15 protein-coding genes, 3 pseudogenes and 1 riboswitch are annotated in these 15,737 nt (G+C 26.3%); of the genes and pseudogenes, 17 read left to right on the forward strand and 1 reads right to left on the reverse strand.

Going from position 1 to position 15,737, the window contains the following annotated elements:
• Window positions 1-119 precede the first annotated feature (119 nt).
• A complete protein-coding gene (locus tag NGI68_RS08990; protein WP_251861138.1) occupies window positions 120-524 on the reverse strand; it encodes a helix-turn-helix domain-containing protein in 405 nt (134 codons plus the stop codon).
• A gap of 305 nt (window positions 525-829) precedes the next feature.
• On the opposite strand from NGI68_RS08990, the gene istA reads away from it, so the two are divergent.
• From istA to NGI68_RS09070, 17 genes and pseudogenes are all read left to right on the forward strand, one after another.
• Window positions 830-1,981, forward strand: a complete 1,152-nt coding sequence (istA, locus tag NGI68_RS08995; protein ID WP_251861139.1) for an IS21 family transposase — start codon at window positions 830-832, stop codon at window positions 1,979-1,981.
• Between the two features lie 273 nt (window positions 1,982-2,254).
• Window positions 2,255-2,710, forward strand: a pseudogene (locus NGI68_RS17240) (ATP-binding cassette domain-containing protein).
• A 24-nt stretch (window positions 2,711-2,734) separates the two neighbouring features.
• The gene (locus NGI68_RS17245; protein ID WP_502799378.1) at window positions 2,735-2,920 is read left to right on the forward strand and encodes a hypothetical protein; all 186 of its coding nucleotides are present in this window, start codon (window positions 2,735-2,737) and stop codon (window positions 2,918-2,920) included.
• 245 nt (window positions 2,921-3,165) lie between these two features.
• Window positions 3,166-3,267, forward strand: a riboswitch (purine riboswitch).
• Between the two features lie 180 nt (window positions 3,268-3,447).
• A complete protein-coding gene (locus NGI68_RS09005; protein WP_251861140.1) occupies window positions 3,448-4,749 on the forward strand; it encodes a nucleobase:cation symporter-2 family protein in 1,302 nt (433 codons plus the stop codon).
• Between the two features lie 22 nt (window positions 4,750-4,771).
• Window positions 4,772-5,344, forward strand: a complete 573-nt coding sequence (locus NGI68_RS09010; protein ID WP_251861141.1) for a xanthine phosphoribosyltransferase — start codon at window positions 4,772-4,774, stop codon at window positions 5,342-5,344.
• Window positions 5,345-5,667: 323 nt separating this feature from the next.
• Window positions 5,668-6,363 (forward strand): response regulator transcription factor, encoded by a 696-nt coding sequence (locus tag NGI68_RS09015; RefSeq protein ID WP_251861142.1) that lies wholly within the window; start codon window positions 5,668-5,670, stop codon window positions 6,361-6,363.
• Between the two features lie 145 nt (window positions 6,364-6,508).
• Window positions 6,509-7,411 (forward strand): ABC transporter ATP-binding protein, encoded by a 903-nt coding sequence (locus NGI68_RS09020; protein ID WP_251861143.1) that lies wholly within the window; start codon window positions 6,509-6,511, stop codon window positions 7,409-7,411.
• A gap of 1 nt (window position 7,412) precedes the next feature.
• A complete protein-coding gene (locus NGI68_RS09025) occupies window positions 7,413-8,162 on the forward strand; it encodes a hypothetical protein (RefSeq protein WP_251861144.1) in 750 nt (249 codons plus the stop codon).
• A gap of 19 nt (window positions 8,163-8,181) precedes the next feature.
• Window positions 8,182-8,877, forward strand: a complete 696-nt coding sequence (locus NGI68_RS09030; protein ID WP_251861145.1) for an ABC transporter permease — start codon at window positions 8,182-8,184, stop codon at window positions 8,875-8,877.
• A 168-nt stretch (window positions 8,878-9,045) separates the two neighbouring features.
• The gene (locus NGI68_RS09035; RefSeq protein ID WP_251861146.1) at window positions 9,046-9,957 is read left to right on the forward strand and encodes an ABC transporter ATP-binding protein; all 912 of its coding nucleotides are present in this window, start codon (window positions 9,046-9,048) and stop codon (window positions 9,955-9,957) included.
• Between the two features lie 4 nt (window positions 9,958-9,961).
• Entirely contained in the window at window positions 9,962-10,726 is a 765-nt protein-coding gene (locus NGI68_RS09040; RefSeq protein WP_251861147.1) for an ABC transporter permease, read from the forward strand.
• A gap of 98 nt (window positions 10,727-10,824) precedes the next feature.
• Window positions 10,825-11,724, forward strand: coding sequence for a sensor histidine kinase (locus NGI68_RS09045; protein ID WP_251861148.1), 900 nt, complete (start codon window positions 10,825-10,827; stop codon window positions 11,722-11,724).
• 70 nt (window positions 11,725-11,794) lie between these two features.
• A pseudogene (locus tag NGI68_RS09050) lies at window positions 11,795-12,661 on the forward strand (sensor histidine kinase); the annotation flags it as partial.
• Between the two features lie 244 nt (window positions 12,662-12,905).
• A pseudogene (locus tag NGI68_RS09055) lies at window positions 12,906-13,160 on the forward strand (ATP-binding cassette domain-containing protein); the annotation flags it as partial.
• Between the two features lie 53 nt (window positions 13,161-13,213).
• The gene (locus NGI68_RS09060) at window positions 13,214-14,236 is read left to right on the forward strand and encodes a hypothetical protein (RefSeq protein WP_251861150.1); all 1,023 of its coding nucleotides are present in this window, start codon (window positions 13,214-13,216) and stop codon (window positions 14,234-14,236) included.
• 258 nt (window positions 14,237-14,494) lie between these two features.
• Window positions 14,495-14,851: a CidA/LrgA family protein gene (locus NGI68_RS09065; RefSeq protein ID WP_251861151.1), complete on the forward strand. Its 357-nt coding sequence runs from the start codon at window positions 14,495-14,497 to the stop codon at window positions 14,849-14,851.
• Window positions 14,852-14,853: 2 nt separating this feature from the next.
• On the forward strand, window positions 14,854-15,549 hold the full coding sequence (locus tag NGI68_RS09070) for an LrgB family protein (protein ID WP_251861152.1): 696 nt from the start codon (window positions 14,854-14,856) through the stop codon (window positions 15,547-15,549).
• The last annotated feature ends 188 nt before the right edge of the window (window positions 15,550-15,737 follow it).

A 15,737-nucleotide genomic window follows, 5' to 3' on the forward strand; every position in this document is an offset into this window, starting at 1 on the left:
CTATCTCATAGGGTACTTTTATGTATAATTAAATAATAATTTCTGTAAGTTATTATTTGATTTATAGTTATAGCATTTTATAAATAATTACTTTAAAATGTTTTTCCCTTAAAACAGAATTATAGATTAAAAGATTTTCGAAATACACTAGGTGTAATGCCGTAGACTTTTTTAAATGCTGCCGAAAATTTACTAGCACTTTCATAACCTAATGTTGTAGAAATATTATGAATACTCATTTCATCATGAGATAAAAATCTAATTACATATTTTAGTTGCTCAAAAACCATAAGTAAATCAGGAGTATTATAGTGGTCAGGTTTTAAAGATATATTTTTGGATAATAAAAATAATGGTTTAGATGAAAATTTATTTAGATGTTTAATTATAAAATCTTCAAATAAAATAGTAAAGGTGCACCATACAGGTTCATCTTCATTAATAATTATCTTAATTTGTTTCCCTTTATTAACAAATAAATGGATACCTTGATATAAAAGTCTGGATTTTTCACCTTTTCCCACAATAGCAATATTACCTCTATATAAAGAGCATATCCATATATGATCTTCTGGAATGTGGTAGGTATGAGTTACTGGTTTTAATAATCAAACATATGAATCAGTAAAAAGTAAACCATCATCAGGTTGAACTTCTATAAACCAGCTGTATCCATTTTCTTTAGGTAGACGATAAATAGTTCCATTTCCATAGTTGAATTTTCTACAATTGAGATATATATTAATGCTAAAATAAAAATGTACTAAGTTGCTAATATTTTTATGTACAACATTGCCTAAATTCTTTACAGTATTATTGGGTGATGAATATGAATGTAAAGATGAAAATTAATACTGAAATAGAAGTAAACTCAGTGGAGGATTTAGGCAAATTAAAAATATTAGTGGAGGTTAACAACTTGGGAAAACCAAATTTCAGTGAACTAGGAAGAAAATTAGGCGTTGATAGAAGAACTGTAAAAAAATATTATGAAGGTAATGTACAAAAGGAACGAAAACAGAAAAAATCTAAAATAGACGATTATTACGATATTATTACTTCTTTATTATCAGCAGAAAATAAACAGATATTCTATTACAAATCACATCTATATAGATATGTCGTTAGAGAGCATGGACTAGAGTGTTCTAGGAGTAATTTCAATTATTTCATTCTAAAAAATAGCAATTTTGCTGAGCATTTTAATCCAAAGTCCAAAAAAGATGCTATAAAATCCGAAACTCCATTTGGCAAGCAAGCTCAATTTGATTGGAAAGAAAAGCTCAAATTTTCATTTAAAGATGGAAATGAAATGATTATAAATGTAGGTAGTTTAGTGTTATCAGCATCTAGATTCAAAGTATGGACTATTTATCCTTCAACTAGCCAAAATCATTTATTTGATTTTTTAGCTAACGCATTTGAAATAATAGGAGGTGTTCCAGAAGAAATATTAATAGATAATGCATCAACAATGATGGATCAGGCAAGAACCGAAGGTTCCGAAGGAAAAATTAACAATAAATTTAAGCAATTAGCCGATGATTTTGGATTTAAAATAGTTCCTTGTATTAGAGCAAGACCTAATACTAAAGCAAAAGTGGAAAATCCAATGAGAATAATAGATGAAATAATGAATTACAATAGTATTGTGGAAAATTTACAGGAGTTACATGAAAAGATGAGTATTATAACAAATGAAGCTAATTCAAGGATATGTCAAGCTACAGGCTTACCGCCTATATTAGTTTTTAACAAAGAAAAAGAACATCTCTTGCCACTACCACATGATAAGGTATGTTCTTTTTACAAAAATATCACCACATCAGTAAAGGTAAATATAAATGCTCTCTTTAAATATAAACAGAACATATACTCTGTTCCACCTGAACTTATTGGTAAAACAATTGTTATAGAAGTTACTGAAGATAACCTCTATTTTAATTTCTTTTACATCTTTAATCCATCCGTTGTTTGTTGATTTTGCAATGCCATATTTGTTATTTAGCTCTGATAAGCTCATGACTGACTTAAATAAGTCTACTATCATATCTTTATATTCTTGATCGTATCTTGTGCCATTTCCCATAATGGACACATCCTTTCTTAACTAAATATTATTTTACTTAGTTCGATTTAATGTGTACACTACTTTATACTAGCACCAAAATCAGTTAAGACAGTAAAGGGAGACATATCATATAATAATGTTATCTTTGCATATGAAGGAAAAGATAGTAAAGTACTAAATCATATTGATTTAAATATAGATGCAGGACAAACCGTAGCATTAGTTGGTCCATCAGGATGGGGAAAAAGTACATTATATAGTTTGTTACCTAGATTTTACAATATTGAAGATGGTAGTATAACAATAGATGGTATTAACATTAATAATATAACTATTAATTCTTTAAGAGGGCATATTGGTATTGTACAGCAGGATATATTCCTTTTTGATGGAACAATCAGAGAAAATATAGCTTATGGTAAACTCAATGCAACAGACGATGAAATATGGAAGGCTGTAAGACAGGCTCAACTTGAGGATGTTATATTAGCTCAACCAGATGGATTAGATACATTTATAGGAGAAAGAGGAATAAAATTATCTGGAGGATAAAAACAAAGATTGTCAATTGCAAGAATGTTTCTTAAAAATCCATCTATTTTAATATTAGATGAAGCTACATCAGCTTTGGATTCTTAAACAGAAGCAGCTATTCAAAAAGCATTGGAAGCTTTGTGCAAGGGCCGCACCACTTTGATTATAGCTCATAGAATATCTACAGTAAAAAATGCACATAAGATTGTAGTTTTAAATGGAAATGGTATTGAACAACAGGGAACACATGATGAATTAATCAATAATAAAGGAACCTATTTCAGATTATATAGTAAGCAAAATGTATTAGTGTAAATATAAATTTATAGTATTTACCAAATAAAATATTAAAATCCTAAAATGATCTTTAGCTTTAAAATATTAATAGTTTAAATTTACCTGTTATGCTAGTTAAATTCAGCGTACACAATTATATTCTGCATATTAAACATTGGCTATCTCATAATTGTAAATAATTCAAAAGAATTCACTTAAAAGTAAGTTATATTTTAAAAAAATTATATTTAATTATCAATAAGATAAAAAATATGTTATAATGTCATATATCATATTAAGAAGCTCGTATATCATCGGTAATATGGTCCGAAAGTTTCTACCTGCTAACCATAAATTAGCAGACTACGGGGTATTGTGTATTTTGTAAATGGACATACAGTATGTCTATTTGTTATGAACTCAACACCTCAATTTTTATTGAGGTGTTTTTTTGTTTTACAAAATTGTTTACCTATATAGGTGGATTCTTATTTATGTACCTTGATTTGCTGTATGATAAATAAATTTTAGAGCACTAATAAATTTAGGGAGGAAAAATAGTAAATATGAGTAAAAATCAGATGGATGTGAAGTTAATATATGGGGTGAATGATAAACCACAAATATTAATGCAAATTTTACTAGGACTACAGCATATTTTTGCGGCTTTTGGAGGAATAATCGTTGTTCCTATTGTTGTTTCTGCTGCCTTAAAGTTTGATGCTCAAACTTCAACGGCCTTAATTAGTGGGGCTATTTTAGCTGCAGGAGTGGCTACTTTTATTCAATCCAAAGGTATAGGACCTGTTGGAGCAAGAGTTGCTTGCATTATGGGTACTGATTTTACATTTGTTGCACCAGCTATTGCTGTTGGTGGTAAATTTGGATTATCGGGTATATTTGGTGCAACAATTTTAGGAGCTTTTATGGTAATTATTTTAAGTTTTTTTGTTAAGCCATTAATGAAACTATTTCCACCTATTGTAACAGGAACAGTAGTAAGTTTAATTGGATTGACTTTACTACCAGTTTCAATAGATTGGGCAGCTGGTGGTGTTGGATCACCCAATTATGGAGATTTAAAAAATATAGGTATTGCTTTATTTATAATGGCGGTTACATTGCTTTTAAATCACTATGGAAAAGGTCTAATAAGCAGTGCTTCAATATTAATAGGAATGATTATAGGATATATAGTTTGCATTCCACTTGGAATGGTAGATTTTTCATCGGTGAGTAAAGCAAGTTGGATAGAATTACCTAGAATTTTAGCACATGGTGTTAATTTTAATTTAGAAGCGGTGTTACCTTTTATTCCTGCATATTTTGTTACTGTAATAGGAACTGTGGGATGCCTTAAAGCTATTAGTGAAGTTTCTCAGATTAGATCAGATGAAAAGCCCATTGCAGCAGGGGTTTTATCAGATGGTGTAGGAAGTATGTTAGCAGGTTTCTTTGGTGCCATGCCTAACACATCATTTAGCCAAAATATTGGATTGATTCCGTTAACAAAAGTAGCTAGCCGTTATGTAACAATGATGGCTGGAATATTATTGATTATCTTAGGACTATTTCCTAAATTTGCTGCATTAATAAATATAATGCCACAGCCAGTATTAGGTGGAGTAGGAATTGTTATGTTTGGAACAGTTGCCGCAGCAGGAATTCAAACTTTAAGTACGGTGAAGATAAGTAATAGAAATATGTTAATAGTTGCAACAGCTATTGGATTAGGATTAGGAGTTACTTTCCGTCCAGAATTTATTGCTAAATTACCAGAGGCGTTAAAAATGATTTTTTCATCAGGGATTTCTACTGGCACAATTGTAGCATTATTATTAAATGTAATATTAAAAGAAGACAAATAAGAATTCTCACGAGGTGATATAAATGGAAAAATTACAAAATCGTATTTTACAAGAGGGTCATGCATTATCCAAAACTGTATTAAAAGTAGATTCATTTTTAAACCATCAAGTAGATCCGGATTTAATGTATGAAATAGGAACTTATTTTAAAGATTATTTCAAGGAACATGAAATTACAAAGGTATTTACCATTGAAAGTTCGGGAATCGCTCCAGCTGTTATGACAGCAATGCAAATGAATTTGCCAATGGTAACATTAAAAAAACAGAGTTCAAAAATTTTAAATGGAGATGTATATCAAACTACAGTACATTCTTTTACAAAAGGATCAGATTATGAATTAACATTATCTAAAAAATATATCACAAAAGAAGATAATATACTAATTATAGATGACTTTTTAGCAAATGGAGAAGCTGCGTCAGGGGCTGCACGTTTAGTTAAAGAGGCAGGAGCTAAAGTTTCAGGATTGGGAATTGTTATTGAAAAATCATTTCAACCTGGACGTAAGATGTTGGAAGATAAAGGGTATGATGTATACTCACTAGCCCGTATAGCTAAATTAGGACAAGGCATAATAGAGTTTGTAAAATAAAAATTATATATCATAATAGATATTATTTTAATCTGGAACAACAAAATACACTTCATAAACGTATAAATCTGTTTATGAAGTGTATTTATTTTATTAAAATTATATTAGTATACTTATTTATGTAAAAGTATTTATAAATATATTTATATTTATTTCATATTTGCAGTTACCTGATTATAGAGAATAATTATTTAAATTTTGTAGTAATGGTATTTAAAGTTAGTTTTTATATAATAAATTTTGAATATGTAAATGTAATATATTTATTGGTATAATATTACTAAAAGATACAACAGATATTTTATATGATGTGAGGGTTAATTATGGATAAAAATATTAATATATTGGTAGTAGAGGATGATAATGATATAAATAATATATTATATAAATTAATGAAAAAAAATGATTACCATGTAGTTCAAGCTTATTCTGGTACAGAAGCTATGATGAATATAAAAAATAAAGAATTTGATTTAGTTTTACTTGACTTAATGTTACCTGGTATTACCGGAGAACAGTTGGTACAAAATATAAGAAAAACTAGAGAAATGCCTATAATTGTTATTTCAGCAAAGATAGATAAAAAAGATAGAGTTAATTTATTAAATTTAGGTGCAGATGATTATATTACCAAACCTTTTGATATAGAAGAATTATCAGCAAGAGTTTATTCTAATCTTAGAAGATATGTGAAATTTAATAATGGCAGTAAAATGAAAGATAAGTTGGTTTATAAAGATATAATTTTAAATAAAGAAACTAAAGCAGTTTATGTTAATAATAAAAAAGTAGTTCTTACGGTAAAAGAATTTAATATAATTCAGTTGCTTTTAAGCCATCCTCAAAAGATATTTTCTAAAGCAAACCTATTTGAAAGCATATGGAAAGAAGAGTATTTGGGAGATGATAATACAGTGAATGTTCATATGAGTAATTTAAGGAATAAGCTTCAAAAAGCTAACCCAAAAGAAGAATACATAGAAACTATATGGGGGATGGGTTATAAACTTAAAATGTAGATAAAATTCTTAGTTTAAAAAAACATATATAATTGCAGTTAAACTTAAAGGATAAACTTAATGTTTTCTTAAGAAATCCTTTAAGTTTTTTTATGTTCAGAATTATAGAATAATCTTAAAGGTTAGATTTGAGAGGAGATTATTTATGGAAGAAATTTTAAAGATCAAAGATGTAACTAAAGTTTATGGGAAACAAACAGTATTAAATGATGTTAAGTTATCTTTAAACCAAGGAGAAATTATGGGTCTGGTAGGTCCTAATGGTGCTGGAAAGACAACACTTATGAAAATTATAACTAAGCTTATTAAAAAATATAACGGAAATATTTATATAAATAATGAAAATATAAAAAAATACAAAAGGTATGATACAAAACAAATAGGTTGTGTAATAGAAACTCCAGGTTTTTACCCAGAGTTAACAGGTTATGAAAATTTATTATTTTTTTCTTATATATCTGGATTAAAAGATAAGAAGGAAATATATGACATAGTTAAAAAATTAGGCATTGAAAATTATATAAATAAAAAAGTTAAAAAATATTCTTTAGGAATGAAGCAAAGACTTGGAATAGCTCAAGCCGTGTTAGCATATCCACCCATACTAATATTAGATGAACCAACTAATGGATTAGATCCGGCTATAGTTCCACAGCTTAGAGAATTTATAAAGTACATAGCAAAAGAAAAAAATACTGCTGTACTTATATCTAGTCATATTCTTTCAGAGATAGAACTAATCTGCGATAGGGTCACATTTATACAAGAAGGAAAAATAATTAAAATTGAAGACTTAAAGAGGGGAAAAGAAGACAGTGTGATTATTGCCTTTGAAACTACTAAATTAGAAAGATTAAAAGATTTCTTATATAAAAAGAAATTTAATTATAAAGTGTGTGAAGTAGATAAATTAGAAATTAAATTAAAGTCTTCCCAAGTGGAAGATTTAGTTTCAAATATAAGTAAGGAAAATATACCACTTAGAGGGGTATATGAAGTAAAAGAAAGTTTAGAACAAAAATATTTAAAAACTATGGAGGAAGAATAAAATGGGTAGATTACTAATAATATCATGGCTAAATGTCAAAAATATAATTCATTCAAAAAAATTTCTATTTGGAATAATTGCAGCTTTTGCTTATTCTATGCTATGGGTATTAATAGGTTTATTTGTGCATCCATTAACCCCTAGACTTGAGTTATATGCTTCTGAAATAGGAAGGTTTTTATATTTAATAATATTATATGTTTCAGTTTCAATGCTACGAAGTGATATAAAATTAAATACTGTAAAAACTGTTTTTACAGGAATATTTACAAGGATAGAAATAATGATATCTAAAGCTATAAGTTTAATTATATGGGGAATAATATTTTTTTTAATAATTGAAATAAATAATGTATTAGTATCTTGCATTTTACACAAAGGCATAGGTATTTCTGGTTTTTTATCATTTAATCATTTGCAATTATTTGTAACTTATATTGTAATAACATTTACTATGGGCAGTCTAATGTTATTAATAATTTCTTTAATATTTAATGATAAAAAATCCATTTTATTTTACATGGTATTTTTTAGCATGGTAAATTTTTATACTGCGGCTATTCCTATTTTAGTTAAGAGGAAACCAGAAATGGCAGAAAAATTTTTTATTTATATGAAAACACCATTTTACAATGTGGTAGATTTAGCTCAAGGAAATCTTAATATAAATACAGTACTAATAAATATATTATGGGGAGTAATTTTTTTTGGATTCTCTATGTTTATTATTAATAGAAGAGAAATTAAATAACTTATAGAAAGAAGGTGTTATGTTGGAGAAATTTTTAAATATTATAACTTTAGATATAAGAAAGAAAGGGTACTTTAGGAGTGTGATAATTCCTTTAGTATCTATAATTTGCATTTTGTTTTTTAGCTGTACTTTAATAAAAGAAAACATAACAATAATACCTAGAATACTATTAACTATAATTCCGTACATTATTTTAGCTAATTACAGTTTTTCATTAACTCAGGAGTTTACAAATAAAACAGATAAAATAATATTTACAGGTATATTTAGTAGAAATGATATAATTATTTCTAAATTAATAAGCTTTGTAGTTATATCTGTAGTATGCTTTGTGGTCTATGAAATTATATCAATTATATGTAATACATTTAGATTTCAAATATTATTTAATACTTTATGTTCCTTTATTATTTATGGTTTTACTTTAGGGGCCTTTATATTATTAGTTTCGGTACTTACTTCTAATTCTATAATTACAGGAATTGTTACATATATATTTTATTTTGATTTAATAATACTACTTTTTAATCAGGTACTAGCCTCTAATATTAATAAAGGAATTAAAAATATTATAGAAAATTCACCTTCTTATATAGCAAATACAGGATTTTATGTAGGGAAATATAATATGAACCAATCTATTGTTATGATAACCTTTGGAATTATATTTTTAATATTATCTTGTGTTATAATTAACACGAAAAATATGTAAATATTAGTAACTGAAATCCTAAAATTACAAATAATATATATTATAGTGTAAACAAAAAAATATAAAATTAATGACTATAAATATTTTTTAAAAAAAGCAGTATAAGCTAAATAATATTTGTTAAAATTGAAGTTATATATTATTTATTTCAGTAAGGAGATCAACTATATGGATAATATCATAATAAAAATAAATGAAGTTACAAAAAAATATAAAAATATAAATGTACTTGAGAATATCAATATAACAATAAAAAAAGGAGAAATATATGGCCTTATTGGGTTAAATGGAGCAGGGAAAAGCACATTATTAAAGATAATAACAGGTCTTATTATACCTAATAGTGGAAATATTGAATTGTTTGGAGAATATGAAAAAGATAAAGTAGAAAATAGTAGAAGTAGAATAGGTGCTATTGTGGAGAATCCAGCACTTTATGATAATAGAACTGTATATGAGAATATGTATATTAATAGAATTCAAAAGGGTATACCAGGAGATGAATCTATAAATAAGGCCTTAAATCAGGTAGACTTAATGGATGCAAAAGATAAAAAAGTAAAGACTCTATCAGTAGGAAGTAAGCAAAGACTGGGTATAGCTATGGCATTGCTTGGAGAACCAGAAGTTTTAATTTTAGATGAACCAATCAATGGATTAGATCCAATAAAAATAATAGAACTGCGTAATCTTTTAAAAAAATTAAATTTAGAATATGGGGTTACCATTCTTATATCCAGTCATATATTAGGAGAGCTTTATCATATTGCAGATTATTATGGAATAATTCACAAAGGAAAATTAATAGATCAACTAACACTAGATGAATTAAAGGATAAATGTAGAAAATTTATTCATATTAAAGTTGATGATTCAGCTAAAGCAGCAGTTGTAATAAGTAAAAAATTAAATACATTAAATTATAATGTTTTTCCACATAATGTTATAAAGTTATATGATTACATAGAAGAGTCAGGGAAAGTAACAGAAACACTGGTAAAGGAAGGAATTACAGTGGAACAAATTATGCCTATGGGAGAGGATTTAGAAGCATACTTCTCCAAAGTTATAGGAGGATAAGTAAATGACTAATTTATTAAAAATAGAATTTTATAAATTTAAAAGGTCTAAGATGGTTTATTTCTTTATATTTTTATGTATAATGCAGTCTATAGTAGTGTATGCTCTTACCACCTATGGATTTTCAACAAATTTAGCAACAAGTAGTGGTAAAGAAACATTATTATTTATGTTTGGTATACAGGATGGGTTAGCATTAAATATAATTGCTGGAATTTTGGCTGCAGATTATATTTGTATAGAGTTTACTTCTGGGTATATTAAAAATTTAGTTGCTTATGGACATAAAAGAATTAATATTTTTATAGCAAAAAGTATAGTTTACTACGTTACTGTTATAATTATTACTTTTATAGGTCCTTTAATAATGGCAATTATAAATACAGTTCTAAATGGATATGGAGAAGCATTTACTTTTCACTCTCTAATGTTTTTGATAAAAATATTTTTCTTTATGGTAATTACACATATTGGTATAGGCAGTATTAGTGTTTTAGCAGCCTTTGTATTTAGAAATTCTAATATTGTTATCTGTATAGTTATAGGGATTGATTTTATTAATAGAATTTTAAATATATTAAATATTCAAAAACCGTCACCAATAATAAAATGGGTTTTTGATAAAATCATATTAACTCAAGGTAGTATTGTTTTAATGGATAATGCTGGATTAGCAGAATTTTTACAAGCATTTATTATATGTTTAATAACTATATTAGTAACAACATCACTAGGAATTTACATGTTTAAAAAATCAGATATTAAATAAAAACCTAGTTTAAATTTAATTATATGCCAATAAATAAATTATGATATTATAAAATGTTAATAATGTTTCTTAAACCTTAATGAAAGGCAGGAAATAGCATGCTTTATATAATTTTAATTTTATTAATAATATCAGTATTCTTAGCTATGCGTTTGTTTTATCTGGAAAAACAAATAGATAGTTTAATAAAGCAACTTGCATATATTAATGAAAGTAATATACATAGAAAGATAACTATAGGATTGATAAATAAGAGAATTGAAACATTGTGCAAAAAAATAAATGAAATTATAGATATAAAAAATCAAAGTGAAGCAAATAAGGTTAAACAGGAAAAGCACTTAAGACAAACTATTGCCAATATGTCTCATGATATTAGAACTCCACTTACATCAATTATGGGATATATACAGTTTATGAAACTAGATAATATAACAGAAGAGGAAAAAAACCATTATTTATGTATAGCTGAAAAAAGAGCAAAAGCTTTAGAGTGTTTGCTAAATGATTTTTATGAATTATCCTTAATAGAATCTTTGGATTATGAATTGGATCTAAAAAGGTTAAATATTAATAAAGTGCTTCAAGAAATTATATTAGAAAAATATGCTGATTTTGCAAATAAAAATATTGAGCCAAGTATAGAAATACCAGATAAAAATATTTATATTATAGCAGAAGAAGGAGCTTTAGGAAGAGTAATTGACAACTTATTAAGCAATACTATTAAATATGCAAAAGAAAGTATTAAAATTTCTCTAAAACATGAAGATAATACTGTAGTATTAACCATTAGTAATATTGCGGCAAATCTTACTTTGCAAGATGTAGAAAATATATTTGATAGATTTTATATGGCAGATAAAACACGTACAGGAAAAGGGACAGGCCTTGGATTATCCATTGCTAAAGGGTTAGTTGAAAAGATGAATGGAAATATGAAAGCAGATATGAAAAATAATATGTTTAATATATATTGTATATTTTCCATTATTTAGTTCTGTTAAGTTATATGAACATTGATTTCCCTACACCTATGAAAATATAATAGTTTCTCTACAACCACATATTTTAGTATGTTTTTTATCTTTTAGATATTATAAAAATAAACATGTATATAAATTGTTACAAAATGGCCTTAATAATTTAGATGAATGTTTTTTAGAATTGGGAAATTCAGTTTTAGGAGAAGGTATTTCTAGTATTTTAAGAAAAGAATATAGTTTGTATGAGGGTGAGATTATAAAATTAAACAAGGCACAAAATGAGCATCTAACTTTTATAAACCAGTGGGTTCATCAGATGAAGACCCCTTTGTCAGTAATACAACTTCAAATACAAGAGTATGAAGGGGAAGAACCTAGTGAAAATATTAAAATGGAGATAAGTAAATTAAATAAAGGGTTAAATATGGCTATGTATTTTGCTAGGTTGGATTATTTTCGAAAGGATTTTATAGTAAAAAAAATATGTTTACATAATTTAGTTATGGCTAAAGTTAATGAAGAAAAGCAAATATTTATTAAAAATGGTATAATACCAAAAGTTGAAATAGATGATTCAATAGAAATTTACAGTGATGATAAATGGATAAAATTTATACTAGAGCAGCTTATAGTTAATGGAATAAAGTATTCTAAAAATAAAGGTAAAGAATTAATTATAAGAGCTTATGATGAGGAGCAGATTATTAAGTTAAATGTTATTGATAAAGGAGTAGGTATACCTAAAAAAGATATTAAAAGAGTATTTGATGCTTTTTTTACAGGAGAAAATGGACGGAGTTTTGGAGAATCTACAGGTATGGGATTATATTTAGTTAAGAGAATTTGTGATAAATTAGAACATAAAGTATTTATAGAGTCTAAAGTTTCAGAGGGAACTACTGTTTCAATAATATTTAAAAATACTGTCCCTTCTATATTAAATATTTAGCATAGAAGGGATAGTATTTATATTAGTTAATATGCAATAAAGATAGATTAAATTAAATACAAAAATAGGTGGATAGTTTGAAAATATACTATCCTATTTTTTATTTATTAAGAAGTGTGACATGTATGTCACAATCTTGTAAGGTATTAAGATAGCATATAGATAAAGTATCTTTTAAACTAAATATATAAATATTAGTATTTACTAAGATTATAGTATTAACGGAATAGGAGATGAAAATAAAATGAATATTTTAAATGTTAACAATCTGAAAAAAGTATATGGAAAGAAAGTTATGTTTACAGCTTTAAACAATATAAGTTTTAATATAGATAAAGGAGAGTTTGTAGGAATTATGGGGCCTTCAGGAAGTGGAAAAACTACTCTTTTAAATATGATTTCTACAGTTGATAAACCAACTTCAGGAAAGATAATCATAAAGGGAGACAATCCTTTAATATTTAAAGGAGAAGATTTGGCCCTATTTAGAAGAAGAGAACAAGAGTATTATGGATCTCAAATCTTTTATATAGAATAAAAGATAATAGTAGAATGTTTTTTTTAATAACTATAACTTCTGCAGTTGCATTTACATCTATTGGAGCTGTATCGGCATTTTGGATAAATAAAGAAAGTGAAGTTAGTAAAAATTTCCCTGAAGCATTTTTCTATGCATCTGATAAAAAGGATTATGACAAATTAAATTTTATAGAAAACTCTTTAAAAAAACAAGGCTATAATTATACAAAAGTTCAGGGTGAAATTAAGACTTTATCATATAAAAAGGATAATGAACCTATAAATATAATCAATGAAAGTACCTATAACATTATAGCTAAATCACTTGGAAAAGAAATAATAAATATAAAGAATAATGAAGTAGTATTAGGCACACCATTAAGAAGCAGTAAGGATAATAATATATTAATAGACAATATGGAGCTGAAGATTGATAGAAAATTAGAGGAAAGAGTGATTCCTGCCTTATACGATAATTTATATATTGTAAATGATAATGAGTATAATAGGATTAAGGGGTCAATAGTTTCATTTTGTGCATTTAATGTGGAAAATTATAAAGATACTTTAGATATTTGTAAAAGTTATATAAATGAATTTGGACAACATAATTATAAAGATCATAGTATTATTTTAATGAAAGCAGATGTTTTAGAAGCATACAAAATAGGATATGGAGTAATGATGTTTTTAAGCATATTTATAGGGATAATATTCTTTGTAACTACAGGAAGTTTTATATATAACAAATATTATATGGATGTTAGAGAAGATAGAGTTAAATATGAGCAGCTAAATAAAATTGGATTAACTTTTAAAGAAATAAAGAAAATATCAACTATTGAAATTGGAGTATTATTTTTATTTCCTTATATAGTTTCAGTAACACATTCACTATTTGCATTATTAGCGTTAAAAAATGCTTTTGATATGGAAGTTAGCATAGCAGCCTTTTTTGTAATGGGAAGTTTCTTTATTATTCAAATAATATATTTTTTAATTATAAGACAAAATTATATACTAGAAATAAGAAGAAACTTAAGAAATAGAATATAGATAAAAATTTTTTAATAATAATAAAGAAGTTTTAAAAAGAATGTATAACAGAGATACATTCTTTTTTAGTAATTGATTTCATTAGTATAATATAAGGTATCTGTACATGTTAAAGAATTCTTATATATGTTATATATTGGGATAATACTGATTTTTTTCAAAGTTCCAACTTCTATTTTGCTATGGTATTTATAATAAAAAAGTAATAAAATAAATACTAGTCATTTAAAACTTAACATTTAGAAGAGAGGTGTTACCTTGAGATTATTAAGACAGTTAGGGATAATTTTATTAATTTGTTTACTAGGAGAAGCAATTCATGACTTTTTTAAATTGCCTATACCAGGAAATGTTATAGGAATGATAATATTATTTCTATGCTTATCCTCAGGTATAATAAAATTAACTAAAGTAAATTATATAAGTAAATTTTTACTTGATCATTTGGCTTTTTTCTTTATACCAGCAGGGGTAGGTATTTTATCCTGTATGCCTATGCTAAAAGGGAAATGGTTGGCATTTTTAGCAGTGTGTTTAATAACAACTGTTATTATAATAGGTGTTACAGGCTGGACCATTCAATTATACATAAAACTAACAAATAAGGAGGCTTGATGATGACTCAAGATATTTTAAATTCCCCTATCTTGGGAATACTATTGTCAATAATAGGTTTTGAAATAGGACTTTACATATATAGAAAAACAAAAATAGCTTTATTTAATCCACTTTTAATATGTATAGCTATAATAGTATGTATACTACTAAGTTTCAATATTAAATTGGACGATTTCAATAAAGGTGGTAGCCTTATATCATTCTTTTTAGGACCTGCTACTGTGGTACTTGCAGTGCCTTTATACAAAAAGATTGATGTAATAAAGCGTTATGCTATACCTATATTGCTAGGAGTAACTGTAGGATCTATTACTGCTATAGTTAGTATATTCTATATTTCTAAGGCTTTTGGTCTGACCAGTAAGCTATCTTATTCATTAGTTCCAAAGTCTATAACAACACCTATAGGAATAGAGGTATCTAAATTTTTAGGTGGTATACCAGCTATTACAGTATCTGCTATTATAATAACGGGTATAATGGGTGCTGTGGTAGCCCCTATAGTATGTAAGATATTTAATATAAAAAATAATATAGCCATAGGTATTTCTATTGGAACATCATCTCATGCAATAGGTACTACAAAGGCAATCGAAATGGGAGAAACTGAAGGTGCTATGAGTAGCTTAGCCATAGGTATAGCAGGGCTTATTACTTCTTTTTTAGCACCTATAATAATGAAATTCTTGCATTAATCAATAGAAATATAAAATTTATTATATTGTTATTTTAAAATAATTAATTTTTAAAAGCTTGAGCTAATTATAGTTCAAGTTTTTATTGTTGCTCTAAGTTTAAATGTAATATACTTTAAATTTAACAACGGTGTATATGTAGGCCAATTAATAGGGTAAGAAAAACTGGAATCTTTCTGATATAATGA

Origin of the sequence: Clostridium sp. Marseille-Q2269, assembly GCF_943736985.1 — a bacterium.
Taxonomy (GTDB): domain Bacteria; phylum Bacillota; class Clostridia; order Clostridiales; family Clostridiaceae; genus Clostridium_F.

Coding starts and splice junctions, on each gene's coding strand:
- NGI68_RS09045 (WP_251861148.1), top strand. CDS start 10,825: ATGCTTTATATAATTTTAATTTTATTAATAATATCAGTATTCTTAGCT.
- NGI68_RS09030 (WP_251861145.1), top strand. CDS start 8,182: ATGTTGGAGAAATTTTTAAATATTATAACTTTAGATATAAGAAAGAAA.
- NGI68_RS09060 (WP_251861150.1), top strand. CDS start 13,214: ATGTTTTTTTTAATAACTATAACTTCTGCAGTTGCATTTACATCTATT.
- istA (WP_251861139.1), top strand. CDS start 830: ATGAATGTAAAGATGAAAATTAATACTGAAATAGAAGTAAACTCAGTG.
- NGI68_RS09040 (WP_251861147.1), top strand. CDS start 9,962: ATGACTAATTTATTAAAAATAGAATTTTATAAATTTAAAAGGTCTAAG.
- NGI68_RS09020 (WP_251861143.1), top strand. CDS start 6,509: ATGGAAGAAATTTTAAAGATCAAAGATGTAACTAAAGTTTATGGGAAA.
- NGI68_RS09015 (WP_251861142.1), top strand. CDS start 5,668: ATGGATAAAAATATTAATATATTGGTAGTAGAGGATGATAATGATATA.
- NGI68_RS09035 (WP_251861146.1), top strand. CDS start 9,046: ATGGATAATATCATAATAAAAATAAATGAAGTTACAAAAAAATATAAA.
- NGI68_RS09070 (WP_251861152.1), top strand. CDS start 14,854: ATGACTCAAGATATTTTAAATTCCCCTATCTTGGGAATACTATTGTCA.
- NGI68_RS09025 (WP_251861144.1), top strand. CDS start 7,413: ATGGGTAGATTACTAATAATATCATGGCTAAATGTCAAAAATATAATT.
- NGI68_RS09010 (WP_251861141.1), top strand. CDS start 4,772: ATGGAAAAATTACAAAATCGTATTTTACAAGAGGGTCATGCATTATCC.
- NGI68_RS09005 (WP_251861140.1), top strand. CDS start 3,448: ATGAGTAAAAATCAGATGGATGTGAAGTTAATATATGGGGTGAATGAT.